Annotated in this window: 19 protein-coding genes; 4 read left to right on the forward strand and 15 right to left on the reverse strand. The window is 37.8% G+C overall.

What is annotated here, in order from left to right; translation table 11 throughout:
• Positions 1-86: 86 nt before the first annotated feature.
• The 5 genes from ADIARSV_RS06210 to ADIARSV_RS06230 all read right to left on the reverse strand — a co-directional run bounded on the left by ADIARSV_RS06210 (position 87) and on the right by ADIARSV_RS06230 (position 9,294).
• Entirely contained in the window at positions 87-1,421 is a 1,335-nt protein-coding gene (locus tag ADIARSV_RS06210) for a DUF5125 domain-containing protein (RefSeq protein ID WP_040299271.1), read from the reverse strand.
• 17 nt (positions 1,422-1,438) lie between these two features.
• On the reverse strand, positions 1,439-2,938 hold the full coding sequence (locus tag ADIARSV_RS06215) for a glycoside hydrolase family 30 protein (RefSeq protein ID WP_016194579.1): 1,500 nt from the start codon (positions 2,936-2,938) through the stop codon (positions 1,439-1,441).
• Between the two features lie 10 nt (positions 2,939-2,948).
• Entirely contained in the window at positions 2,949-4,469 is a 1,521-nt protein-coding gene (locus tag ADIARSV_RS06220; RefSeq protein WP_016194580.1) for a RagB/SusD family nutrient uptake outer membrane protein, read from the reverse strand.
• Between the two features lie 12 nt (positions 4,470-4,481).
• Positions 4,482-7,457 (reverse strand): SusC/RagA family TonB-linked outer membrane protein, encoded by a 2,976-nt coding sequence (locus ADIARSV_RS06225; protein WP_016194581.1) that lies wholly within the window; start codon positions 7,455-7,457, stop codon positions 4,482-4,484.
• A 211-nt stretch (positions 7,458-7,668) separates the two neighbouring features.
• On the reverse strand, positions 7,669-9,294 hold the full coding sequence (locus tag ADIARSV_RS06230; protein ID WP_016194582.1) for a DUF6377 domain-containing protein: 1,626 nt from the start codon (positions 9,292-9,294) through the stop codon (positions 7,669-7,671).
• 168 nt (positions 9,295-9,462) lie between these two features.
• On the opposite strand from ADIARSV_RS06230, the gene ADIARSV_RS06235 reads away from it, so the two are divergent.
• Positions 9,463-10,677: an MFS transporter gene (locus tag ADIARSV_RS06235; protein ID WP_016194583.1), complete on the forward strand. Its 1,215-nt coding sequence runs from the start codon at positions 9,463-9,465 to the stop codon at positions 10,675-10,677.
• A 16-nt stretch (positions 10,678-10,693) separates the two neighbouring features.
• Here ADIARSV_RS06235 and ADIARSV_RS06240 read toward each other — a convergent pair whose 3' ends face one another.
• The 7 genes from ADIARSV_RS06240 to ADIARSV_RS21810 form a co-directional block, all read right to left on the reverse strand.
• A complete protein-coding gene (locus ADIARSV_RS06240; RefSeq protein ID WP_016194584.1) occupies positions 10,694-11,359 on the reverse strand; it encodes a GDSL-type esterase/lipase family protein in 666 nt (221 codons plus the stop codon).
• Between the two features lie 131 nt (positions 11,360-11,490).
• On the reverse strand, positions 11,491-13,224 hold the full coding sequence (locus ADIARSV_RS06245; RefSeq protein WP_016194585.1) for an alkaline phosphatase D family protein: 1,734 nt from the start codon (positions 13,222-13,224) through the stop codon (positions 11,491-11,493).
• A gap of 89 nt (positions 13,225-13,313) precedes the next feature.
• Positions 13,314-14,531 carry a DUF3999 family protein gene (locus tag ADIARSV_RS06250; RefSeq protein WP_016194586.1) on the reverse strand — a complete coding sequence of 406 codons (1,218 nt, stop codon included), beginning with the start codon at positions 14,529-14,531 and terminating at the stop codon, positions 13,314-13,316.
• Positions 14,524-16,878, reverse strand: coding sequence for a DUF2339 domain-containing protein (locus ADIARSV_RS06255; protein WP_016194587.1), 2,355 nt, complete (start codon positions 16,876-16,878; stop codon positions 14,524-14,526). The genes ADIARSV_RS06250 and ADIARSV_RS06255 overlap by 8 nt, the downstream gene beginning before the upstream one ends.
• Positions 16,879-16,963: 85 nt before the next feature.
• Positions 16,964-17,446: a hypothetical protein gene (locus ADIARSV_RS06260; RefSeq protein ID WP_040299274.1), complete on the reverse strand. Its 483-nt coding sequence runs from the start codon at positions 17,444-17,446 to the stop codon at positions 16,964-16,966.
• Between the two features lie 366 nt (positions 17,447-17,812).
• Positions 17,813-18,379, reverse strand: a complete 567-nt coding sequence (locus ADIARSV_RS06265) for a dihydrofolate reductase family protein (protein ID WP_016194589.1) — start codon at positions 18,377-18,379, stop codon at positions 17,813-17,815.
• A gap of 248 nt (positions 18,380-18,627) precedes the next feature.
• Positions 18,628-18,801, reverse strand: a complete 174-nt coding sequence (locus tag ADIARSV_RS21810) for a hypothetical protein (RefSeq protein WP_160166644.1) — start codon at positions 18,799-18,801, stop codon at positions 18,628-18,630.
• Between the two features lie 182 nt (positions 18,802-18,983).
• Here ADIARSV_RS21810 and ADIARSV_RS06270 point away from each other — a divergent pair, with 182 nt between their 5' ends.
• The 3 genes from ADIARSV_RS06270 (at position 18,984) to ADIARSV_RS06280 (ending at position 20,321) form a co-directional block, all read left to right on the forward strand.
• A complete protein-coding gene (locus ADIARSV_RS06270) occupies positions 18,984-19,304 on the forward strand; it encodes an ArsR/SmtB family transcription factor (protein WP_016194591.1) in 321 nt (106 codons plus the stop codon).
• Positions 19,301-19,801, forward strand: a complete 501-nt coding sequence (locus tag ADIARSV_RS06275) for an SRPBCC family protein (protein ID WP_016194592.1) — start codon at positions 19,301-19,303, stop codon at positions 19,799-19,801. The genes ADIARSV_RS06270 and ADIARSV_RS06275 overlap by 4 nt, the downstream gene beginning before the upstream one ends.
• A 79-nt stretch (positions 19,802-19,880) precedes the next feature.
• Positions 19,881-20,321 (forward strand): VOC family protein, encoded by a 441-nt coding sequence (locus ADIARSV_RS06280; protein ID WP_016194593.1) that lies wholly within the window; start codon positions 19,881-19,883, stop codon positions 20,319-20,321.
• A gap of 427 nt (positions 20,322-20,748) precedes the next feature.
• Here the strand turns inward: ADIARSV_RS06280 and ADIARSV_RS06285 are convergent, their stop codons facing one another.
• The 3 genes from ADIARSV_RS06285 to ADIARSV_RS06295 form a co-directional block, all read right to left on the reverse strand.
• Positions 20,749-22,554 (reverse strand): L-fucose isomerase, encoded by a 1,806-nt coding sequence (locus ADIARSV_RS06285; RefSeq protein ID WP_016194594.1) that lies wholly within the window; start codon positions 22,552-22,554, stop codon positions 20,749-20,751.
• A 33-nt stretch (positions 22,555-22,587) separates the two neighbouring features.
• Positions 22,588-24,084 carry a rhamnulokinase gene (locus ADIARSV_RS06290; RefSeq protein ID WP_016194595.1) on the reverse strand — a complete coding sequence of 499 codons (1,497 nt, stop codon included), beginning with the start codon at positions 24,082-24,084 and terminating at the stop codon, positions 22,588-22,590.
• Between the two features lie 5 nt (positions 24,085-24,089).
• Positions 24,090-24,535 (reverse strand): class II aldolase/adducin family protein (locus ADIARSV_RS06295; RefSeq protein ID WP_040299294.1); only part of this gene is annotated, 446 nt, incomplete at its 5' end.

Genomic DNA, 24,535 nt, shown 5'->3' on the forward strand with positions numbered 1-24,535 from the left:
TTTTATTGGTTTTAACATCATGTATGCATCTATTTTATAGTTCTCATCTGAACTCACATTGAACTTAATTACCTGTTTACTATTGCTTATTTTTTAACAACGGTCATTACTGCTTTATCGTTTCCAGCGCTTAAGTCAACTGTTATGACATAAGTAGCCCCAGTTTCGAGAGTGGTTCCAGTAGGAATTCCTAAATTCCCTGAATCGCGGCCATTCGTACCATCACCTATAAAGAGGAGAGTACTCGTCGTAGTTAAACCTGTATTTTTAAATTCACCTCCCCATCCTTTTTGATAGAAGAACTTGAAGTTAATTACGTCAGCCTTTACAGTAGTACCGGCCACTACGGTCATCTGATATTTCTTATTTCCTATTGGAGCCATACAAAGGGCCTTTTCAGTAGTCCAGCCAACTTGATTTGTAGCTACAGAAGGTTTCCCGATTCCTTCGCCAATAATCCACATCGCGCCAGTGCCATCATTCTGCAAAGTTGCCAGAGCCGTTCCGTTTAAGGCTTCAACAATGAAGTACTTCATTGTAAAGTTTGCGGTTATACGGTAGTTCCCGGTAATAGGAAGGAAAGTCAATTTACCACTTGCATCTTTACTGAAGTAATCAGGATCGATCCACCAATTAGCCAAATCTTCGATACCATCAATGGTTACTTCCTGGCCTTTTGTCAGTGCTAAATCAGCCTTGAAATTATTATCATCAACCCGACTCAACACGTTACCGTTTACGGCATAAGCGATAATAAATGGAGCTGCCTGATAATTAAAGGTATTAAATACAATTGAATAAGTACCTGATGATGAATTAGAGAAAGGAATATTGGTCATTGAGCCGTTAATAACAGCATTATCTTCCCAACCAAATGTAATCTCATTTCCGTATGTCCCAACTGCAGGTGCCTTAATGTAACCTTTAACAGTGAACGGGAATACTTGGGTAGCAGCGTAATTGTATAAACTTTTACGGTCCATTCTGTATTCATGATCTTCCGTAACTAAAGTCAGGTAAGGATAATCAGGTCTTGTTAATGGTAAATCGTATGATGTTTCGGTAATGGTTAAATGAATATTTTGCAGCACAAATTTCAATGTTGCTGTACCATTCGGAACATTCGCATAATAAGGAATGTAAATTTTGCTTGTATATTCACCATTTGTTTTAGTACGTATAACGGTCTCTGAAACCATTTCGTCGCTATAAAACAATTGAACTTTCACTGTAGACAGTGGAACATCTGCATCAGATACATTGACCTTGAATTGCAAACTGTCGCCAAACAGGGCTCCCTGGGTATATTGAGTTGGAGAATCAACCACTGGATTGCCAGCAGATTGGGCTTCATCTTTCTTACAGGAGTTGAAAAAAATCGTCCCCGATACTACGAATAATATATATAGATATGTTTTCATATTAATATTCTTTTTTATTACCAACGATAGGAAACAATTGATTTTGATGGTACACTATAACTGAAGTGTTTTACTCCGTCACTTAAGGTGATATTCTTTACATCAGTGGTGTTATTAAGCAGGACAAATGCATAGGTTCCGTCTGTATTCTTGAAAGCAGAATAAGTAACACCAGTTGCCGAATATCCACTCGCACCAATTCGCACCGCTCCAGGTTTTACAACCGCTGAAAGATGACCGATAATGTAATAGTGCGAATTTTTAGTGATCGTTTTGTAGTCAGATTTATTGATATCTACAGCACCATAACAAGTCTGACATCCGCCCTCACGATTTGGACCACGCTCCGTATCAAGCATCAAGTTCCATACGATCACAGCCTTGCTCCAATTGTTTATCGTACCCAAACCTACATCTTGCATATCATCCATCAGGCGGGTAGACAAGTTCTGACCATCATTCCATGTTCCAATAGAAGTTTCCGTAAAAATCAGATCTTTATCAGGACGTTGATTATGGATGTCTAACAGTTCTGCTTTGTCGCCTCCATAGTTATGGTAGGCAGCACCTGCCACATAAGCGGCAGCTGCTGCATCCTTGTATATGTTTACAGGATAGTCGTTTTGAGAGGCGACTTTATCGTAATCATAATTATGATCGAACAGATAGATTTTAGTAGCCAAACCGGCTGCTTTTAACTTAGGTCCTAAAGCAGTTTTAATAAAAGCCAGCTGTTCTTCCCAACCCATGTATAAGGATGCAGAATTACCCCGGTTCAATGGTTCATTCTGTGGAGTGACGGCATTTATTGTGACTCCTTTTGCAGCCATTGCCTGAATCCATTTTACAAAATAGGTACCGTAATCCGAATAATATATAGGATTAAGCTGTCCACTTGTCCATGAATTGAAGGGTTGTAAATCAGTTAGATTATTCACCTTCATCCAACGGGGACTAGTCCATGGAGCTGCTATGATCTTAATATTCGGATTGATTGCCAGGATTTCCTTTAAAATGGGGATGATATAGTTATTCTCCTCATTTTGCAATCCAAAGTTTTCTATCCCTGGAGTATCCCAACAAGTGTACTCACTTAAAGAGAAGTCAGAGCAACCAATTGCAATACGGATATAGCTTTGTCCCATGCCTTCAGTTTCAGAGAAAGTTTCCTTTAAGAATTTGGTCCTGTCAGCCTGTGCCATCTTTAGCAAGTTATAACAAGTAGAACCTGTTATAGCGGCACCGAAACCATCCATAGTTTGATAAGTCGTGGTTGGATCTAAAGTGATCGTGGTTGGCGACATATTAGAGGTCTTACTAAAATCAACAAACTTTTTAGCAAAATCAGACGAACGGTTATTGGTTGTAACATAAATGGTCACATCTCCTGTAGTCGCAACCGGATCGGGAGTTATTGGTTCTGTTGTACTTTTATCCGTACCGCAAGCCGTTAATATGGAGCTTAAAAGGCAAATAGCCAGTATTGCGCTTTTTAAATTTTCGGTATACTTCTTCATATTGATTATATTAATAGCCAGGGTTTTGAACCAGATTAGGATTTTGGTCCATTACAGCCTGAGGTATAGGTAAAAGGTAAGAGTCTGTATTAAATTTGTATACGAGTGTTTTTCTTCCTGAATCCTTAGCAAAGACAGCGTTCATCACGGTCTCTACTTTATCTAAGCGAACTAAGTCGAACCAACGCTGACCTTCAAAAGCCAATTCTAAACGACGTTCCTTTAAAAGTGCGTCTAACATGGCATCCTTATTACCTCGAACAGATGTAGGTAGTTTTGCTAAACCTACACGTAAACGAATCCGGTCAATGATGTCGGCTGCTGCAGATAAATTTGGGCTAGTACCCATAATGAGTGCTTCAGCTTTAAGCAGAAGAACATCAGCATATCTGAATTTGATGATACTGTTGTATGCCGACCTTGTTTTGTACATGAAAGGGTAATTGATGGCAGGATAATAATTGCTCCAGGTAGTTTGATAGTACACAATCGATTCGGAATAGCGGGTTTGATCACCTTCATCCTGAAATGCTTTAATCAGATTGCGTGAAGGAGTGATCCACTTAGCCCAGGTAAAGCTATTGCCGTAATTGCTTAAATCCCGTCCTAACATCCAGGTAACCCAGTTTCCTCCACCTGTGAAGAATTGCGCTTCGAGTATAGACTCCTTGGTATTTCTAACTTTAGCATCAGTCTTTGTTGCGTTCATGCCAAACAGATCACTATAATCAGTTACCAAATCAAAGCCATCTGCTGTAATTGCATCACAGTATTGGATCACTTTGGAATAGTCTCTGAGCGTTTTTTCAGCGTATATTTTAGCTAATAATGTGCGGGCAACTGATTTAGTAAACAGCGTTTTATTGGTCGCGTTATTGTTTGGAGCAGAAACTAAAGCTTCGAGCAAATCTTTTTCAATCTGGCGGTAAGCTTCTTCCTGTGTATTTTGTGCAGGAAAGTAATCACCATAGACATCTCCTATGGTTTCCGAAGTGATATCTCCTGCTTCTTTTGTAATCACAGGAATTGATCCCCAAAGACGAACCATATCAAAAAGAACCATTGCTCTGAAGATTTTACCCTGCGCTTTGATCTCTTCCCTTTGAGTATTGGTAAATGAGTTGTCTACTACAGAGTCTACATTATTAATTAATCTGTTCGCACGGGCAACATCTTCCATATACCTGTTCCAGTCTCTGTTCATAACCGTGTTCGAGCCTTCAATTGAGTTGTTTTCGAAAGGTACTACCTCAGCTCCTGTAGTTCCCGCATACGCATTATCTGAGTGCGCTTCAGCTACCAATAGAAGATCGAGATACCAGTGTTCCTGGCGGTCTCTCATTTGATTATAAAGTGTCGTTAAATGGCTCAGTACAGCAGCCTTATCTTTGAATACAACATTAACCCCAGCCGAGTCAACACCTTCTGTTACATCTGAATAGGTATCCAGCGGATCTTTTACCAATGAGCAAGATGCAACGATGAATAAGACGCCACAGATTAAGCCTTGAAATATATATTTAAGTTTCATATGGTTTAAATTTTAAAATTCAACATTAATACCAAGCACAAACGATTTGCTCTGTGGATAAGTTCCCCAGTCTATTCCTTGTACTGCACCACTATTTCCATACTGATTAACTTCAGGATCCATCCCTGAGTAATTAGTCCAGGTTAAAAGATTACTTGCCGAAAGGTAAGGCTGCAAACGGCTAATCTTAAGTTTCCTCAATGCCTCTCCTTTTATATTGTAGGACAGAGAAACGTTTTTGACACGTAAGTAACTACCATCTTCAATAAAATAAGTTGAATTTTTCAAATCAAAAAGAGCTTTCGGTACATCAGTGATTTGACCTGGAACTCTCCATCTATTAAGCACTCTTGTGGATTGATTTTTACCGTCATACATTCCTTCTGTCTCCATTCTTGAAGCATTGTAGATATCATTGCCATAAGAACCCTGTAGAAAAACACTCAGATTAAAATTCTTATAGGAAAATGAATTGGTTAAGCCAAAAATGAAATCAGGATTAGGATTTCCAATATAGGTTCTGTCTGATACAGAAGTCTTATTATCCCCATTTAAATCCCTGTATATCAATTCTCCTGTCTCAGGATCTACACCATCACTGATAAAACCGTAGAATCCACCCAAAGCACGTCCAGGTTCATTACGTACAACCGTTTGGCCCACTACCTCATTAGTTGTCGCTGCATTATATATTTTTTGCAATTCCAGGCTTACAAGCTTGTTTTTGTTAAAGGAAATATTAAAATCGGTATTCCATGAGAATGCCCCTTTCATATTTAGGGTATTTACGAGTACCTCAAAACCCTTATTGACCATTTCACCTTCGTTTCGAATGATTGTGTTTGATACAGCGGCACCTGCAGGTATGGAAACATTCATCAACATGTTGGTTGTTCTCTTGTTGTAATAATCAAGATTTACGGTCAAGCGATTTTTAAATGCAGTGAAATCAAGACCTATATTAGATTGAGTGGTCGTTTCCCAGGTCAGATCCTTTGTACGTAAATTTGCTGGCGAAATGGTAGGAACTGCTTGTTCCTGCCCTACTACAGCCCAATTTACACGTCCAATATTATAAAGTTGTAAATAAGCATAGTCACCAAGACCTGACTGATTCCCTGTCTGTCCCCAACCTCCTCGCAGTTTTAAATCATCAAGCCAATCCATTCCGTCCATGAAATCTTCTGAAGACATGCGCCATGCAGCGGACACTGAAGGGAAATAACCCCAGCGATGATCGGGATGTAGTTTTGAAGATCCATCTTTACGCATATTTACAGTCAATAAATACTTGCTGTCAAAATTATAGGCAATACGACCAAAGTAGGACATAATAGCCCATTCTGATGCTCCGGATCCAGTATTGTCCCATGCAATCTTATTTGCGGCATTCAGGGTTTGGATCAGGTCATTACGGTAATTTGAACCATTTATATAATTATTTTCATACAAAGATTCGGTTGATGATGAACCTGCCATTGCTTCAATGCCATGTTTGTTGAAGCTCTTCGTATACGTCAGCACGTTATCAAATGTTAATACCGTATTCATATTACGGGTGTCAGAAGCCGTTCCAAATTGATTACGGCCCCAACCTGTGGATATTGGATCAAGGAAAGTAGTGTTCAACCCGTTTCTCCTATCCATTGTTAAGGATGATTTGAAAGTAAGCTCAGGCATAAAAGTGATCAATGCATTTCCTGATGCAATTAATCTATTTTCTCTGGCTTTATTGTTTGCGGACCGGGCCAAGTTCTCAAGCGGGCTCGTAACGTTTACTCCATAGAAATTATCATAATACTGAGTAGGAATGTCAGGATTCCATATTGGTGCAAAAGTAGGTGTATTAATAACAGAAAGTATCACTCCTCCGCGATTAGCACCAGTACCTGTGGAGACACCGTTACTTATATTATCAGCGTAATTCACATTCGCAGCAACAGTCAACCATTTACGTACCTTATTATCAATATTTGCACGAAAATTATACCGTTTGAAAAACGAAGAATTCAAAACTCCGTTTTCACCCAGGTAACCAGCTGAAAGATAGTATTTCAGTTTTTCGGTACCATCTGATATCGATAACTGATAGTTCTGCAGTTCCCCTGTTGTATAGGTTTCATCAAACCAATTTGTTTGATCTGTCAGGCCATCCGGCAAAACAACAGCACCTATCTCGCTTTGCAAATCCCGGTATTGAGCTACGTTAAGTGATTGGATTTCGTTCGTTACTTTGTTTTGAGTGTACTGCGCATTCAAGGAAATTTTAGCTCCATCTGTTGTTCCTGACTTAGTGGTAATAAGAATGACACCATTGGCAGCACGGGAACCATAGATTGCCGCAGAGGAGGCATCTTTCAGAATTTGCATGCTCGCAATATCAGTAGGCGACAAGAAATTGATATTATCGACAGGTACCCCATCTACTACATAAAGTGGATCATTACTTCCATTAAAAGAAGTTGTACCGCGGATCCGGATGGACATTTCAGCTCCGGGAGTACCATTTGGTTGAATGACCGAAACACCGGCCGCTCTTCCCTGTATGGCCTGAGCGGCTGATACAATAGGACGTTGGTCCAGGTCTTTGGTAGACACACTGGATATGGCCGTCGTAACATCCTTACGTTTCACTGAACCGTAACCGATAACAACAACATCTTCCAATACATTACTAGAAACTCTCAGTTTGATATCCAATTTGCCGGAGGTAACTGGTATTTCTTTTACCTCATATCCGATATAGGAAACCACTAATACGGTGCCTACAGGAACATCTGAGAGGATATACCGTCCGTTAACGTCTGTTGATATTCCATTTTTTGTTCCTTTCTTAGTGACTGAAACACCAATAAGAGTTTCCCCGGTATTAGCATCAGTCACCGTACCTTCAACCCTTAAATTGTTTTGGCCAAAGACAGGAAGTGACAACACACACCCAAAAACAATAAAAAGATAGAAAAGTCTTTTTGTAAATAAAAGCATCATAGATTCATGATTTAATGGTTAATTAACTGGTTGATAATATTGGTTTACAAAAGCGTTAGTATTTCCTTTTGTCTCTCAAATGTAGATACATAAAAGCTCCAATATTTTCATTGCAATAAATAAGTACCTAAAAAAAAAGGCTAACTACTTATTTATAAGCAGTTAGCCTTTTTTGTATAATGAAAAAAGTACTTGTTTTAGAAGATATTTCTTATCGATTCCGCATTAAGGTCCCAATATCTTTCACCGTTTCTTCAAATTCATCACGCGAATCAACCGCTCTGTTTCGAACCTTAGTCCGGTAATTATATACCGTTCTTAAGGAGTACCGCAAGAAACTTGCAATTTTTACACTATCTGTAATACCTAAGCGGATCAATGCAAAAATCCGTAGTTCGGTATTCAATAGTTCACCTCGCTTAGGTAAGATCTGCTGATCAGGAGTAAGCAATACATTGAAATCTTTGACAAAAGTGGGGTACAAATTCAAAAAGATACTGTCAAAGCTTTTGTACAACTCTTCTAGTTCACTTTCTACAACAACCGTAGATTTTAACTCCTTAAACAATTCATCCATCTGATTATTGGTGGCCTTCTTATTTAAAGATTTACGGTAGTTTTCCATCTTGTCGATATAAGTAGAACATAGATCAAAGAAATGAGCAATATATTCTTCTTTAATATGGTTTGATTCAAATAGATTATCGTTTGCATGTTGCAAATCCCGGTTCAGCTTATTTAACTTCTTATTGGTGCTATGCAATTCCTTTCTAATTTTCGACACCCTTTTCATTTGCTTGTAGACATACATGATGCCTGCAATCAGAAAGAGAGATAAGATACTGATTAAAATAAGGTACAAGCGAAGTTCCATCCTCTGTTTACTTTGCTTCTCCTGGAATGAAGCATTTATAATAGGATAAAAAAAGGAAGTTTCTATAGTTCTATACCGAACGTTGCAAAATATAGCATCATTTATTGCTGCTTCAATAAATTTGAACGCCAGATCAATATCACCAATTTTATAATAGGTAAGTGCAAGACTTTGAAGTGAAGCATTGTCCTTAATAGAATTCTCCACATCTGTGATAGCGGAAATTGAAAAATACCTTTTCTGTAATTCTACATTTCCTTCATCCTTATACATAACTCCTAATAAATAGGCAATTACTGCACGTTCTGGATTTTTATCGGTGGTTTTATCCAATAACGAGAGGAGAGACTTCTCCGCTTTTTGTTTTTGCCCCTGGAAAAGAATTTTGGTGGCATATGCTATTTGATAATTTAAAGACTTAGGATTGAGCACTGTTAATAGAGAATCGCGATATAATTCGCTTTTAGTGTAATAAACCGTATAGTTATTACTCTGTCCATAATTACTGCAAAATGCATTATAACATTCAAAATAGTTGGGAAGGAGGTCAGCTGTTAAAGTAGACCGGTCTATATGGTCCAGCAAGCCTTTAGATTCAATGTACAAACCCTCTGTTGAATACAACCATGCTAATTCAATATCAGCTTTATTACGGAGCTTGGGGTTGTTAAGCTTGTTGGCAATTGTTATATTTCTTTTAATATAAAAGACAGCAGAGTCTGATTTATACTTTTTATACTCATTACTCAGCTTCATATTGATATCATAGATCTGCTGAGATGACAACTTGCCTATATTCAATAATTGCTTTAAAGTTAGAATCCGTCCCTCCTTATTGGCCGTATAAAATGGTCGGTTATCCATCACTTCATTAAGCCGTGAATACACTGAATCCCGCTTATTCTGAGGAAAAGCGATATACCCGATCAACAGTAAACAAACAGTAAGTATCAGGTTTTTCATATTTTGTTTAAAAGTATCAATAACATCTTTTTTTTATACACTCCTTTCTTTGAAAAACGAGAGGATAAACTTAGTCATTTAAGACCGCTATTAGCTTTCTGGTGAATAAAAATACCGCTACATTTGCGCTTATTCATTACTCTACTACAAAGAGGCACATCTATCACCATGAAAAAGTTTTCCCTTTCAGCCTTATCTGAAAAAACGAATGTAATAATTGCAAATTATGTTTCCCTTACCTTTTATGGCTATTTCTCTATAGGTCTAACCCTTGCCGTATTGCCTATATTCATACATGTACAATTAGGCTACAATACAATTATTGCAGGGGCGGTAATCAGTGTGCAATACATCATGACCCTTTTCATGCGTGCTTACGCCGGAAATATTGTAGACCGAAGAGGTCCCAAACCAGCTGTTATTACCAGTATGCTGTGTTTTATACTTGCCGGTATACTTTTAATCGTATCTTTTTTGACCTACCACAATCCGGGACTGAGTTTAACTATATTAATCTTCTCCCGGTTATTAACAGGTTGTGGGGAAGGAATGGTTGGAGCAAGTCCTGTTAACTGGGCCATGCTTCATGTTGGGGAAAAACATACTGCAACTGCGATCTCGTATAATGGGATAGCGAATTATAGTTCATTGGCAATAGGAGCACCATTAGGCATCTGGATGTCAATCAGTTTAGGAAACTGGAGTATCGGAGCATTAACTATCCTGATTGGCCTTATAGGACTTGGCTCTGCATTTTTGAAGCCCGCCCTTCAAGGCTATCATGATGATACTGGAAAATCTTTTTTAGAAGTATTTAAGTCCGTTAGTCCTTATGGTGCCGGGCTAGCTTTAGCAGGAATAGGTTTTGGCACTTTATCCACCTTTATTACGCTGTATTATGCCTATCAGCATTGGGATCAGGCCGCTTCCTGTATTACTGCTTTTAGTGTATTATTTATAGTAGGACGACTCTTTTTTGCAAGTGCGATAAACAAATATGGTGGGATCAAAGTCAGTATAGTGTGCCTGACTGTTGAAAGTTTGGGGATGCTGGTACTTTGGCTGGCAACCAGTTCTGATCAGGCACTCTTTGGCGCTGCGCTTACCGGCTTAGGCTTTTCTTTGGTATTTCCCGCTTTGGGTGTAGAGGCTGTAAGCAGGGTTCAGGCCTCAAATAAAGGAGCGGCTTTAGGTGCCTATGGTGTATTTATAGATATTTCCCTTGGTATTACAGGACCTTTGGTTGGCTTTGTCGCAAAAAGCTTTGGCATGGAGTACATATTTCCATTTAGCATGGTGATGGTGCTGATGGGATTAGTGGTTTGTACCGTTTTAAAAGTCAAAGCTGGAAAAGTAGTAAAGGAAGATGTATCCCTTTACTGATAAAAATCAATTTTATTTACTTTTTAAATTTCAGCAAATGTGGTTCAATAGCATTTTCCCAAACAGCATAACCATTAGGTTTCATGTGAAGCATATCTGTCTGAAATAATTCAGGTCTCGGCTTACCATTTTTGAGCATTAACGGAACAATGTCAACAAAAGTCACATTCTTTTCTTTTTCAAAATAACCTTTAATCAAGCTATTGGTTTTGATACATTTTTCAAGATATTTATCACGTGATGGACTTGGCTTCATAGCGATATAAATCAGTGGGACGTCAGGGAGTTTTGTACGGATCAATTTGTACAATGTAATCGTTTTGTTTAAGATGGTGTCAGGTGTTTTGTTTTCAGCAGGCAGATCATTTTCACCAACGTATAACACAATTTGCCGTGGTTTATAAGCAAATATAAGGTCATCAATATAAAAGGCGATGTCATCGATAACAGTTCCACCTACACCACGGTTAATTACGTTGTACTTACCAAATACCACTTGTAAATCATCCCATTTCCGAATAGAAGAACTTCCAACAAAAAGAATTGGATTTTCCGGCACTTGGTAGATCTGATCATATTTTTTGATTGTTTGAATATCTTCCCAAAAGTTATGAGGAACCTGTGCGGATAGGTTACCAATCAATATAGACAGGCATATAAAAAGAAGAAAATGCTTTTTCATTTATTTTTATAATTGAGGAATGTGACAATTATAACTAATAAAATTTAAAGCTATTGATTATTCTAGTTAATAGGCCCATCTAGATTGACTGCAGCAATCGCCTCAAACGATATAAAAGCGATTCTATCTACCTACGATTCCATAACTGTTTTACCAGTAACTGTAAGTGCACTTTTACTCAAAATAGTACTTACATACCTCCACTCCGCCTTTGCTTCATTCGCTGTAAAAGCAGCCATCACATAACCCCTTTTAGAAGCGTCAACATATTGAAGATCATCAATCAGTAATGTATTTACTTGCTCAAATGCTGTAATTGTTTGGGGATTACTCCCAAAGATAGCTTCAAAACCAGGAGAAGTAATTGAAGAAGTTGCGAATTCAGCTCCTACTTTTCTGCCGTTACTATCAGACAAAACAGAATACCAGGCATTATGCGTATCACCTGCCAATGAAACTATCTTTTTACCGGGAATTGCTGCATAGATCATTTCCCGCTCAGCAGGGTACCCATCCCAAGCATCCAAATTGTAAGGCAATACCGTTTGAACTCTTGCTTTTTCAGCGGCTGTCAATGTCGGGTCATTCTGTAACATGCGGGTTTTGATAGTAACAAGCTCTAAAGCCACCTTATTATATTGTGCTAACAAAGCAGGATCGGTGCTTCCTGAAGAAATTTGTGCTGTCAACAAAAGCTGCTCTGCAGGAATAAACATTTTCCCCATCAAAACCTGGTTACCAAGTACCTGCCACTTACAAGTACTCGTGTTTATTTTCGAAACAAGCCAGCTTTTTTGTTCCTGTCCTAATATGGTACGTTGCGGGTTCTGCCAGTCTGCCAAGAATTTAGTACTGTTCAGCCCAGAAGATGTCAGATAATCCGCATAGTCTAACTGTTTGTCTCTTCCTATGATTCTGGTATCCAGCATCATCAAATTGACGAGACCGCCAATCTCAAAACCTCTATAGATCTTTGCGTTATCTTGTACCCGTGCAGGCAGGTATTCATGCCATACCTGGATGGCGCTCATTTTCCGTGTATTAAAATCGCCTTCATTCGCCTGATGATTTTCAGCACCATCTTTATAGGCATTATTTGCAATTTCGTGATCATCCCACACGCAAATAAACGGTTTTAACTGATGCGCTTTTTGCAGTTGTTCATCACTACGGTATTGACGGTACCTTTCACGGTACTCTTCTACTTTAATAATTTCCCCTGCTGGTTGATGCAGCCGATTCAATGCTACGGTTGACGCATTTGATCCATAACTACCTACTGGATATTCATAAATATAATCACCCAAATGAACAACAACATCTGCATCAGACTCTGCAACTGCACCATAAACATTAAATAAACCTGCCTGGAAATTGGCACAGGAAACAACGGCTAGTTTAACTTCGGAAACCTCTCCTGTAGCAGGCAATGTCTTCGTTTCTCCAGTTACAGAAATCGCTTTGGTCTTCTCGTTTCTGAACCTGTAGTAATACTTCGTGTTTGACGTCAACTGACTTACATCCACATATACGGTGTAGTCACTATTCGTATCTACTTCCACCGATTGACTGACTACTACAGTATTAAAATCCTTATCTTTTGCAACATCGAGAACGATCGTCGGCTTTGATTGTTCCTGAACGGCAGGCGTATATCTCGTCCACAGAATTACCTTATCCTGAGAAGGATCAAAACTTGCAACTCCCTCATTAAAACCCTGTCCTTCAAAAACTTCATTGTCATCATCAGTCTTTTTACAGCTTAATATGGCTGATGGTAATAAAACAATCCCTGTTGCCGCAATAACTGAATTACGTAAGAATTTTCTGCGACTTAATTTTTTAAGTAAATTTTCTGGGTTCATATAGGAAGATATATATATTACTAAAATATAACGCCCAAATTTTCCTTGCGTAAATATAATATAACCTTTAGGTTAAGTTTCTAATAAATTTACTTATACCGTACTTTTTTCTTGTCGATCTCTTTTACCATTCTATAAGTAAGTAAACCTAAAACAGCTAGAACAAGGGCTATACCTACCCAAATAGACCAGACAGGAAAAAGGGGATCAGCTTTAATTTTAGGACTATATAACGGATTAGCACCAATGTTACCTGTCTTTAAAAGCACTAGATTGCGCTCAACACTATCCGCGAAAAATTTAAGATCGTAATTTGGAGCCACAGCTAACGAATCACCAAATAGCAGACTATATCTTTGTCCCTTATTTAAATATCCGATAATAGATTGATTCAAACTAAATGCCTCTATAGCCTTAATAGACAGTGGTGGGTTATCGTCATTCGAAATAACCAATTCAATAGTTTTAGCTATTGTGGTGATAAAAATATCATTAGTTGGGGCAGAACTGAGTAATGTATCAGCTATAAAATCACGTTGTTTGCCTGTTAACGCATAAATGCTAACACTCCGTTTAAAATATTTAGAACCGGTAATGGTCAGACTGATTTTATTTACAGGGTAGACCTCATTAAGTTGAATAATAACTTTACTTAGTTTTCCCGAATCCCTTTGATGAAAATTTGTCCCAATCAATTCAGTATAGAGGGGAGTAATTGGTTGAGTTTGGTATACACCCGCCTGCAATATATTTACTGGTTCCTTACGGCGGTTGTTTACAGTTATCTTCAAATACCGATAGCTATTAGCAGGGAAATTAATCACCAGTTCATATATTTCCATATGCGTATTATCGGATACGCCCGAAAGAGGGACGTTCTCTTTAATTGCATACCAGTCACTTAAATCATCACTTCCTGATAAGGTAAATAAACGTTCCGCTGAGGTATTTCGCAGGCGTAAACTTAGCTGATTGATGGTACGACTAACCTTATTTTCTACTATAAAAGTGGTTAAGCTATCGGCCTGTTTAATATTTTTAACCTGAGCAAATTCCATAAACCTTCTTTCGTTTTTAACCGGCAACTGGTTACCATATATAAAAGACACCATCTTGCCGTTCCCATCTATCAGACGAATGTCAGATAACCCAGGATCGGATTTTGTCAGTAGAGCTGGAGATAAACCAATGCGATAAAACGCTGTTGAATCAACTTTCTCAATAGCAGATTTAAATTTGAAGGTTTGCTGCGCAAAAAGGCAACAAGTACATGTGATCAGTACAAGCGTAAATGAAAACTTATACATCTGCTTCTTTTTTATCACCATCAACCAATATTTTTTTAACTTTTTGATACATAAACGAAATAATGAGTAAGATAACGCCCAGACAGAAAAAGGCGGCTATTTTACCTGCCGGCGGTATGCCTTGTATATCAAACGCGAACAACTTTACTAATGTGATTGAAAAGAGCGTTAGCGATATAATACGTAAAGTCTGCACTTTGAGTTGCATACCCAATATCATGAGTGCGAATGAGCATAAAGCCCAAAGTATTGGTAGACCTACTTGAACGTATACTGTCTCTATCCTATCAATTGAAGTTGTTGGAGAATAAAACAAAAGGTTAAATGCTAAACAAATCTCCAAGCTCAGAAAGGTTACAATAACAGCCGAACATATCCAGGTTGCAATTTGTTTCACATCATCACCTAAATTATCCTTTAGTGTAAGAACCAAGTGATAAAGCAGTATAGCCATAAATACTGCTCCTAAGAAATGCGCATAAAAATGATTAGCTGATAATTTATGCCCCACCAATGCCACATATTCCAAATTAAAAATTATAGAAATACTTAGCAGATAGACCGCTACACAAACCATTATAATGACCGCATTAACGATCCATGGCTGTAATATGCGCCCTATTCGTTTGGATATAAAATAAAAAACATAAACAAATGCCGGCACATATAATAACAGATACAAAACATTCAGATCGGTGTTTGGATAACGGTTTAAAAATTGATGATTAACCTCTAATAGTCCACTCATAAAAAGCAATATAAATGAAGCGTATCTGTAAACATCAGCCGGAATTTCCAGTTGATAAATCTGTTTATTCTCGTCCTTAATGATCTGTAAATACATCAGATAAGAACTTATAGCAGTCATCAAAGTGGTTATAAAACCTTTGTTTGCAATAATGTTAAGGGTTAATGCAGATGAGCGGTATAAGTAGCCCCAATCCATTAACAAGCTTATAATCATTGCAGCCCAAATAATCAAGGAAGCCAGCTTCATCAATTGAATTTTTGATTTAAGATATAACCAATACAGCAATACCGTTTCGGCAGCCCAAAACATGGTTATGTAGTGCCCATTTAATTGTATTGGCGCCGTAAGAGAGATAAAGGTAAGTGTGATCCCAATGAGCAAATATAATATATTGCTATCTGCCCTTTTATTCTTAAACAGTGCAAATGATAATAGTAAGTTAATGACGGCCAGGCTGACAGAAAATAGGCCACGCATATTTTCATGATGCATTACGGTTAGCAAGTAAAGTCCCGCTGCAAAGTAAAGTGATGTATTAACAAGCAAGATGCTAAAATCTGATGCAATAAATTGCCTATTTTCCTTGATATTATTAGCCACATTAATCCAGAAAAATAGCAGGTAAAGAATACTGGCATATACAAAACCGGTCAGATAAGTTGGTCCGGTCAAAGAAGAAAGTATCAGACAGAAAACAAGAACCGTTAAGCCAAATGCCGTTGCGTTGAGGATACGCCAACTCTTGTAGTAAGCGATAACCAACATGCCTACGTTTAATAACACGATATAAGTAAACAAGCCTACATAATTAGCCTCACCACTGCTTACCATAAATGGACTGGAAAGACCACCCACTAACGCTATAACAGCAAGCTCCTGTTTATCATATAATAATGATAATACAACGGCAAAACAGGTAATTGCTATGAGGATAATAAGAGATGTAAGCTGGTTAAATAAATGGAATTGGTGGTAAGCTAATGTGATGGTAAAATACAAAATAGCCAGACCACCACCAACCAGTACAGAACTGAATGCTTTATAAGAATTCCGCATACGATGTGCTATCCCAATTAATATACCACCGAAAACCACTCCTATAGCTACTCTACCAACCGGACCAACCCAGTTATTATCAATAGCATATTTCACAAAGAAGCCAATAGCTAATACTAATATGGCTATACCTATTTTGTTGATCAGATTTTCACCAATGAATTTTTCAAGATCAGGATAGCGTTCAAAAAACGAAAGCTCCGGTTCAGGGGCCTTGTATGCAGGCCTCTGTGGTACAGGGCGACCAATAGCTTTTACAGGTTTAGGAATAGTTTCAAGCGAGTTTGCAATGACCTCTCCCTGATCTTTTGCAACTTTGGGTATTGGAAGAGGATCAGGAGGTCTTTTAACTTCCTCCGGTTTGTTAACTGGAGCAGTACTAGTTGGTTCCGCAGGTTTACTGAATACATTCTGCTGAAGCAATTTTTGAAGATCCATAATACGAACTTCCAACCGCTCAATTCGGCTGGTGTAATGGCTTTTATTCTTTTGAAGTAAATAAACAATTGCAATTAACAAAGCAATACTTACAATTTCCATTTCGATATTTTAGGTCTATAAATATAGGCTTATTATCAAATATCCAACAAGTTAATTATGTCGTAGGGAAGGGTCAGTCATCACCTCATTTATTCAAATCAGAAAGAATGTCTTCGGCTTTTTCAAGTATTTTATCATAATATTTAAGTACCCTCCAGGCAAATGCAAAGAAGAAGAAAAGCATCACTGGAAAAACAAGATTCCAATAATCAGGTACCTTACTCAAGTCTGCACCAAGAATAGCCATCATTACCGGCATCCCCATTGTCATTAAAATCAATCCAAACAAAACGCTTAACTTTTGAAACTCATTTTTAAGTAGTGGACCAAATGGCGGCGCTACCGTACCCAAATTTAAATTAACAACACCATCAGCACTATTAAAACTACGGGTTACAGGGTAAATATCTTGGGCATTGGCATTAAACCGATCATAACATACCTCCTGAATAATATAAATAAGGATCAGCAAACAGCAGATTAGTCCTATCGTTAAGCCCGAAATATTAATAAATGAAATAAACTTGTGCCTGCTCATATTGCGCAAAGCACTTCGGTAATGATACATTTTTACTGTAATTCTGAATAATTATACATTTTACAGCAATTCATATCCGTTATATATATTTTACCGAAAATAAGTTCTCTATACAACCTATTGGGAAGTTCTTTAGTATGTATTGCGATAGTATCAATGTCCTGGATTATTTTTAGCAATCTATAATGCTTCTGCAAACTCTTCATTAAGCCTAGCCTTTTCCCAATGTGCTTAATTTATTAAATACTGTCGGAATAAAGTTAGCAAATGGTGCTGTGATAAAGTTAGCAAATGATGTTAAATAGACACAGAAATCATCTCGGTCTACTTATGATAGATTTTGCATTACAAATCCTGATGCACTGGAAACTGGGAGTATTTTTTGATACTCGAATCTCACGCTCGCGCATAATGTAACCCCACTACTCCGCTTTTTAATGATGTTGCTTTTACTAACTTAAGATTGGTTTTGTTTTTTATGTCCTGATATACAGGAATACCACTTCCCAACAGTACCGGGTTAAGCGTAAGCTGGTATTCATCAATTAAATCAAGCTCCATAAACGAATGCGCCAGTCCGGGACTGCCAAATATCACAAGGTCTTTCCCCGGTTGTTGTTTAAGCTTATATATTTCTTCTGCAATGTTATCATTTATAACTATAGTGTTATTCCACTCTGCTTTTTTCATGGTTTTGGAAAACACAATTTTGGTTGCTTTATCTACCCATTGGGCATGTGCCTTATCACGTTCGCTTGCATCGCTATTATCGAGCACTGTAGGCCAGTAACTTACCATCAATTCATAGGTTACCCGTCCATATACAGGAGAACCAACAGTAGCCACTATTCCGTCAGCATAATGCTGCAATTCACTGTCATAAGAAATCCAATCCAGCCCGCCGTTTGCATCTGCGGCAAAACCATCGAGCGATACGTGCATAAATAAAACCAGCTTTCTCATAGTAGTATTTAATTGTTATCTATATTGTTAGTAAGATTCGTTTTTTATTGCTTCCTTCATAAAGATATTACTGGCTAGCATCCCCATGTCCAGTACTTAGAATTCTTCCTATCTACCTGATCGATAATGAAAGTTAGCGAAAAAATATAATGGTCCAAAACCAGTTCTATCATTTTTAATATACAGGTGGTGCTTTGATTAATTAAGAATGCATGATGAACCGCTTTAATTTACTTCTTTCAAGTATATCATATAAGATTATTTTCCATAGGTGATTTTTTAAAATGCCAATGGATGGTGCCTTTATCCTTATCTTCAGTCAGTAAAATTTTAGCCCTTCTAAATTCCTCACTTAACGCATCAGGTAACGCTTTCACGGCCTGCTCCCAAATCTCCAACACTTCCAAAATAATATAATTCATAAAGAAACTTAAGGAATAGTTAACCCTTTTCAAAGGAACACGGTTTGTTAGTTATTGAAACCAATACCAATTATGAGTAAACTTCCCGTCATAATTTTTCGAAAAAAATTCAAATATACTTGCGCAACTCAAAAGTTGCACATATATTTGCAACCTTAAGGTTGCGCAGTTAATAATCAAGAATGAAACAAGATATATTCCAGGCCATATCAGACCCAACACGCCGGGCTATTTTAACGTTAATCGCTATCCAGGCATTAACACCAAACGCAATGGCGGAAAAATTTGATATGACCCGCCAAGCAGTATCAAAACATATTAAAGTATTGCAAGAATGCGAATTGATTAAACCTGAGCAGAGCGGTAGGGAGATATATTATCACTTTAATGCGAAGAAAATGCAAGAATTTGACAATTGGTTAGCCCAATTCAGGCAAAACTGGGAAATTCAATTTAATCAACTTGATGATCTATTATCAACAATTAAAGAACAGAAAAAATGAACAACGATTTGCTATTTGATTTTAATGTTGACAAACCAGCGAAAACGGTATTGATAACCAGAGAATTTAATGCCGGTCTTTCTTTAGTATGGGATGCTTTTACTAAGCCAGAACTACTGGACCAATGGGGAGCGCCTGCACCAATGCGCGCCAAAACTAAGTATATGGATTTCAAAATTGGAGGGCAAAGATTTTATGCGATGATAAGTCCCGACGGACAAGAGCGTTGGTCAATTCAGAGATATACATCCATTACTCCGAAAATAAATTTTAAAATGTATAACTCTTTTGCAGACAAAGACGAAAATCCAGAATTGCCTGGTTCTGAATGGGATTATATTTTCAGCGAACAAAATGGCAAAACAAAAGTGAGTATCACCATTTTTAATGAATCGTTTGAACGAATGGAAAAATTATTGGAAGGCTTTAAAATCGGGTTTACCATAACATTAAAGAACCTGGAAAATCTGTTAACAGCCTTATCGCAGAAATTATAAAAAGCAAATTATCAATCACATTGACAACGATAATACTGAATAGCGTGATCAGAAAAATTAAAATCTTAAATATAAAGTTATGAGAACAATCAACCCCTGGATCAACTTTAATGGAAATGCTGAAGAAGCATTCACTTTTTACAAATCAGTTTTTGGCGGAGATTTCGCAAAGGTCATTCGTTTCAAAGACCTATCAAGCCCTGAATTTCCGGTAGAAGAAAACGAAGCAAATAAAATAATGACCATTGTTTTGCCTATAGGAAAACACAATGTGTTAATAGCCAATGATGTTCCGGAAGTTATGGGCCGCGTAAACGAAAACGAAAACAGATCTAAAATATCAATTAGTGCCGAAAGTCGTGAAGAAGCAGACAAAGTTTTTAACGGACTATCAGCAGGCGGAAATATTGAAGGGCCAATTGGTGACAGTCCTTGGGGTACATACGCTGGAATGTTTAGAGACAAATATGGCATTGAATGGATTGTGGAATATGACCCAAATTATAACGGACTAATTTAACCGAAAAAAAAGCGGCCCCTCATATGGCTCAGATAGCATCTTTGAGAATAGATTTAGCCGTGAGGTGCTTGTCAACAACAAAATGGAAAGTATCGATGTATTACGAAAAAAGGCCTGTTTCTAAGCGAAAAAGACCTTTTTTTTGTGGTACCACCTGGATTAGAACCAGGGACACAAGGAATGTAATATTTATAATCAACTTTAGAAAGCTGTTTATAAATATTAAATGAAGGACTCCTCATATATAAGTTTTATCAGCATATTCAGCCGCAATTCATTTATATAACAATCTTAAATTTATATCGTAGCAATAATTAAGATTTGTTCAACGGGAATAATTGAAAATAATGGCCAGTGTACCAAGTATACACCAGCCATTATTTTTGAAATGTTTCAGTTGTAAATTTTGCAAACTTGTTCCTTGCAATTATTTATAGAGAGGTCCATAATTGGCACAAGAACGGTAATCTTGAGCTTCCTTATCTGATCCAAAGGCACTCCAACTACTCGGTCTAAAGATTTTTTCTTCATCCACATTATGCATGCAAACAGGAATCCTTAACATAGAAGCAAGGGTAATAAGATCCGCACCGATGTGACCGTAACTTGCTGAGCAATGATTGGCACCCCAGGCAGCCATTACCGAATATACATCAGTAAACGACCCTTTACCGTTCAAAATAGGCGCAAACCAGGTAGTAGGCCAAGTTTTATCTGTGCGATTATCAATTACTTCGTGGACCTCCGCTGGTAATTCAACACTAAACCCTTCAGCTATTTGTAAAACCGGACCAATACCCGCAACTAGATTAATTCTAGACATCGTCATAGGCATACCTCCTTTTGAAAGGTAATTTGATGAGTAACCTCCTCCTCTAAAATACTCAGCACTAGCAGAATACCAAGTTGTAACTTCAAGACATTTTTGGGCTTCACTCTCTTCAATTTCCCAATAAGGTTTCATGGCTGGTTTCCCGTCTAACATTTCCTGACCAGTACCGTCAAGAGTGGCAGAACCAGAATTGATAAGATGAATAATACCATTTTCAGCCAGTCCGGATAAGGAATATCCGGTTACTCTTTTAACAGATTCAGGACTCCAATAAGTTCTGACATCAGCAAATATCTGGGCAGTGTTGGTAAGTAAATGTCCAAAAAGCATGACTACCGCATTAAGGGAATCATTTTCAGTTGCCACAAGGTAAGGCTGGCGGATTCCGTTCCAGTCGAAGGAAGAGTTTAGTATTGCTTCCAAAAAGTCTCCGTTGGGAAAATGATCGGTCCATTGCCTTTGACCTTGAAAACCAGAAATTATAGCGTTATGACCTAATGCTTCCTCTCCAAAACCAAGATCGTCAAGAACTGGATTACCAACCATAAGATCTCGAGCAATGATGGTCATTTTTATAACAAACTCCCAATTTTCATCCTTCTTTTGTCTTGATTGCTGCAATTCTAAAGGATTGAAGTCAAAACCTTCCTTGCAATACTTTTTCACCCATATTAAAGCTTTTTCATATTCCTTTCGATCAAAGATATTCTCATCAATTCTTCTTGTAATTTCTGTCATATCAACATACTCGTTGCGCATGCCCAGATAATTTTTAAAGAAATGATCATCTACAATACTACCAGCAATTCCCATAGAAACAGAACCGATAGATAGGTACGATTTGCCCTTCATGGTAGCTATTGCTAAACCTGCTTTCGCGAAACGTATCAGCTTTTCACCAATATCGCTAGGAATATTATTATCTCCCATATCCTGAACTTCGTGTCCGTAAATGCCGAATGCTGGAAGGCCTTTCTGAGTATGACCAGCAAGTGCTGCCGCAAGATAAACTGCTCCAGGCCTTTCAGTTCCATTGAACCCCCATATTGCTTTGGGCATAAAAGGATCCATATCAATCGTTTCACTGCCATAACACCAGCATGGTGTAACTGTTAATGACACTGCTACTCCATTAAGTTTAAACTTCTCGGCAGCCATTGCAGCTTCTGCTACTCCACCTATACAAGAATCAGCTATTATACACTCTACTGAAGTGCCATCGGCATGCTTAAGATTTTCTGTAAGATACTTAGCAGCATTTAATGCCATTTGCATGGTTTGAGCCTCTAAAGACTCCCTTACACCTTTTCTCCTCCCATCAATGGTTGGTCGGATTCCGATCTTAGGGTTACTTCCTTTTAAACGATTTACTGGTTCATTTTTAAAAAAATCCTTGTTCATATTAGTTTAGTTAAAATTAGTTGATTTAAATTCTTATGATAAAGGGGGGAGATCTTGTTCTATAAGAACACTGATCACTTTATAACGATTATAAGCTTGATCCCATGTAAGAGTGTCAACTGGTTGATAGACTTTAATGTCTGTTGAATTTGCAATAATTTGTCTCATTTCACCAAGAGACTGAACATACCCTAATCCAAGAGCCTGAACCATGATATTACCAGCCGCACTTCCTTCAGCCAGTCCAGTTTTAACAGTTTTTGTAGTAGCATTTGATGTATACTGGCATAATAACTGATTATTTATACCACCTCCTGTAATATATATTTCATTAATTGACCTACCCGTAATTTCAATGATCTGCTCCATAGTTTCTTTATACTTTAAAGCCAGTGATTCAATAATTATTCTTGTAAATTCACCCGGACTAATTGGAATTTGCTGTCCAGTTTTCAAACAATATTGAACAATTGCTTCAGACATATCCGGTGGATTTAAAAAAGAAGGATCATCTATGTCAATTATCGACAAAAACGCAGGAGCAACTTCGGCCATTTCAATTAGCTGCTGATAAGAGAGTGAGTTATTACAGCAACTTTTTTTAAATTGTTGCAAGAGCCAAAGCCCCATATGGTTCTTAAGAATATTAAAAGTATCACCCACTCCACTTTCATTAGTGAAATTCATACTCAGAGTTTTTTCAGAGAGCAGTGGAATTGGAGACTCAACACCCATCAAAGACCAAGTACCCGAACTTATAAAGGCCCAGTTATCACCCGAAGCAGGAATAGCTGCTATTGCTGAATTGGTATCATGCGTAGCAACCGCAACCACCGGAATTTTTTTACTAAAAGTGATCCGGCATATCTCATCTTCCAATACACCTATTATCGATCCCGGCTCAACAATTTTCGGCATAATGGCTGAAGGAATTCCTAAAGCACTAAATAGTTCCTCTTCCCAGCATTTCTTTTTAGGGTTATATAACTGTGTTGTACTGGCAAAGGAGGTATCAGTCCGCTTTTCACCAGTCAAAAAATATGCGAGAAGATCAGGTATAAAAAGGAGATTGGCAGCTCCATCTAAAAGTTCTACATGTTGTTTTTTTGCAGCATATAACTGAAAAAGGGTATTATAAGGAGCAAAAAGAGTCCCTGTTAATTCATATATCCTTTCTTTCGAAAAAGATGAAGTAAATTCCTCGATAGCATTTGCAGTACGAGAATCTCTATAGGCATAAGGAAGTCCTAAAAGTGTACCGTCTTTTGTAAGTAATCCAAAATCAACGCCCCATGTATCAATACCAATGGATTCGGGCTGTACCTGCTCCTGTTTTACACAGATCTCAATACCTTTTATGATTTCATCGTACAAATGCCCAATATTCCAGTAATACTTATTCCGAATATGTAACATTCCATTACAAAAGCGATGAATTTCTTTAAGGTCAAGTCTATTCGAATTAAGAGTTCCTAAGATCAGGCGACCGCTTTCGGCACCAAGATCAATAGCTAAAAAGTGATGCTTCATACATTTTAAATAAAAATCTCAAGACCTTTCATTTCTTCTTCTGTCAGGCCTTCAGGAATAAAGCCAGCCTGAAGACATTTCATATAGATCAATACTCCTTTATTGGCCACATCCAGGTAATCAAAAGCTTCATGCGCATCTACACCTGTAGCCAAAGCACCATGTTTGCCCCACAAAATAACGTCCCTATACTTCAGGCCATTAATAGTAAGATTAGCAAGAGCTTCGCTTCCAGGAAGTTCATAAGGTGTAATACAGATCCCCCGAGGAATAAACACCCTGGTTTCAGGAAGCATGCTCCATACCGCTTTGTTCAATGCATCCTCATCATGGCCAAATACATGATGATGAGATATGGCAATAAGTTCTATGGGATGAGTGTGAATCACACAGCGATGATTGTTTTGTGTTATTTCATTAAATAAGTGAATGCTTAGATGAGAAATAAATT

Origin of the sequence: Arcticibacter svalbardensis MN12-7, from assembly GCF_000403135.1 — a bacterium.
GTDB lineage: Bacteria > Bacteroidota > Bacteroidia > Sphingobacteriales > Sphingobacteriaceae > Arcticibacter > Arcticibacter svalbardensis.

What these genes read in the sequence shown, in the direction of transcription:
- ADIARSV_RS06225 (WP_016194581.1), bottom strand. Translation starts at nt 7,457, where the DNA reads ATGATGCTTTTATTTACAAAAAGACTTTTCTATCTTTTTATTGTTTTT.
- ADIARSV_RS06270 (WP_016194591.1), top strand. Translation starts at nt 18,984, where the DNA reads ATGAAACAAGATATATTCCAGGCCATATCAGACCCAACACGCCGGGCT.
- ADIARSV_RS06230 (WP_016194582.1), bottom strand. Translation starts at nt 9,294, where the DNA reads ATGAAAAACCTGATACTTACTGTTTGTTTACTGTTGATCGGGTATATC.
- ADIARSV_RS06240 (WP_016194584.1), bottom strand. Translation starts at nt 11,359, where the DNA reads ATGAAAAAGCATTTTCTTCTTTTTATATGCCTGTCTATATTGATTGGT.
- ADIARSV_RS06265 (WP_016194589.1), bottom strand. Translation starts at nt 18,379, where the DNA reads ATGAGAAAGCTGGTTTTATTTATGCACGTATCGCTCGATGGTTTTGCC.
- ADIARSV_RS06250 (WP_016194586.1), bottom strand. Translation starts at nt 14,531, where the DNA reads ATGTATAAGTTTTCATTTACGCTTGTACTGATCACATGTACTTGTTGC.
- ADIARSV_RS06285 (WP_016194594.1), bottom strand. Translation starts at nt 22,554, where the DNA reads ATGAACAAGGATTTTTTTAAAAATGAACCAGTAAATCGTTTAAAAGGA.
- ADIARSV_RS06260 (WP_040299274.1), bottom strand. Translation starts at nt 17,446, where the DNA reads ATGTATCATTACCGAAGTGCTTTGCGCAATATGAGCAGGCACAAGTTT.
- ADIARSV_RS06255 (WP_016194587.1), bottom strand. Translation starts at nt 16,878, where the DNA reads ATGGAAATTGTAAGTATTGCTTTGTTAATTGCAATTGTTTATTTACTT.
- ADIARSV_RS06280 (WP_016194593.1), top strand. Translation starts at nt 19,881, where the DNA reads ATGAGAACAATCAACCCCTGGATCAACTTTAATGGAAATGCTGAAGAA.
- ADIARSV_RS06210 (WP_040299271.1), bottom strand. Translation starts at nt 1,421, where the DNA reads ATGAAAACATATCTATATATATTATTCGTAGTATCGGGGACGATTTTT.
- ADIARSV_RS21810 (WP_160166644.1), bottom strand. Translation starts at nt 18,801, where the DNA reads ATGAATTATATTATTTTGGAAGTGTTGGAGATTTGGGAGCAGGCCGTG.
- ADIARSV_RS06290 (WP_016194595.1), bottom strand. Translation starts at nt 24,084, where the DNA reads ATGAAGCATCACTTTTTAGCTATTGATCTTGGTGCCGAAAGCGGTCGC.
- ADIARSV_RS06220 (WP_016194580.1), bottom strand. Translation starts at nt 4,469, where the DNA reads ATGAAACTTAAATATATATTTCAAGGCTTAATCTGTGGCGTCTTATTC.
- ADIARSV_RS06215 (WP_016194579.1), bottom strand. Translation starts at nt 2,938, where the DNA reads ATGAAGAAGTATACCGAAAATTTAAAAAGCGCAATACTGGCTATTTGC.
- ADIARSV_RS06245 (WP_016194585.1), bottom strand. Translation starts at nt 13,224, where the DNA reads ATGAACCCAGAAAATTTACTTAAAAAATTAAGTCGCAGAAAATTCTTA.
- ADIARSV_RS06275 (WP_016194592.1), top strand. Translation starts at nt 19,301, where the DNA reads ATGAACAACGATTTGCTATTTGATTTTAATGTTGACAAACCAGCGAAA.
- ADIARSV_RS06235 (WP_016194583.1), top strand. Translation starts at nt 9,463, where the DNA reads ATGAAAAAGTTTTCCCTTTCAGCCTTATCTGAAAAAACGAATGTAATA.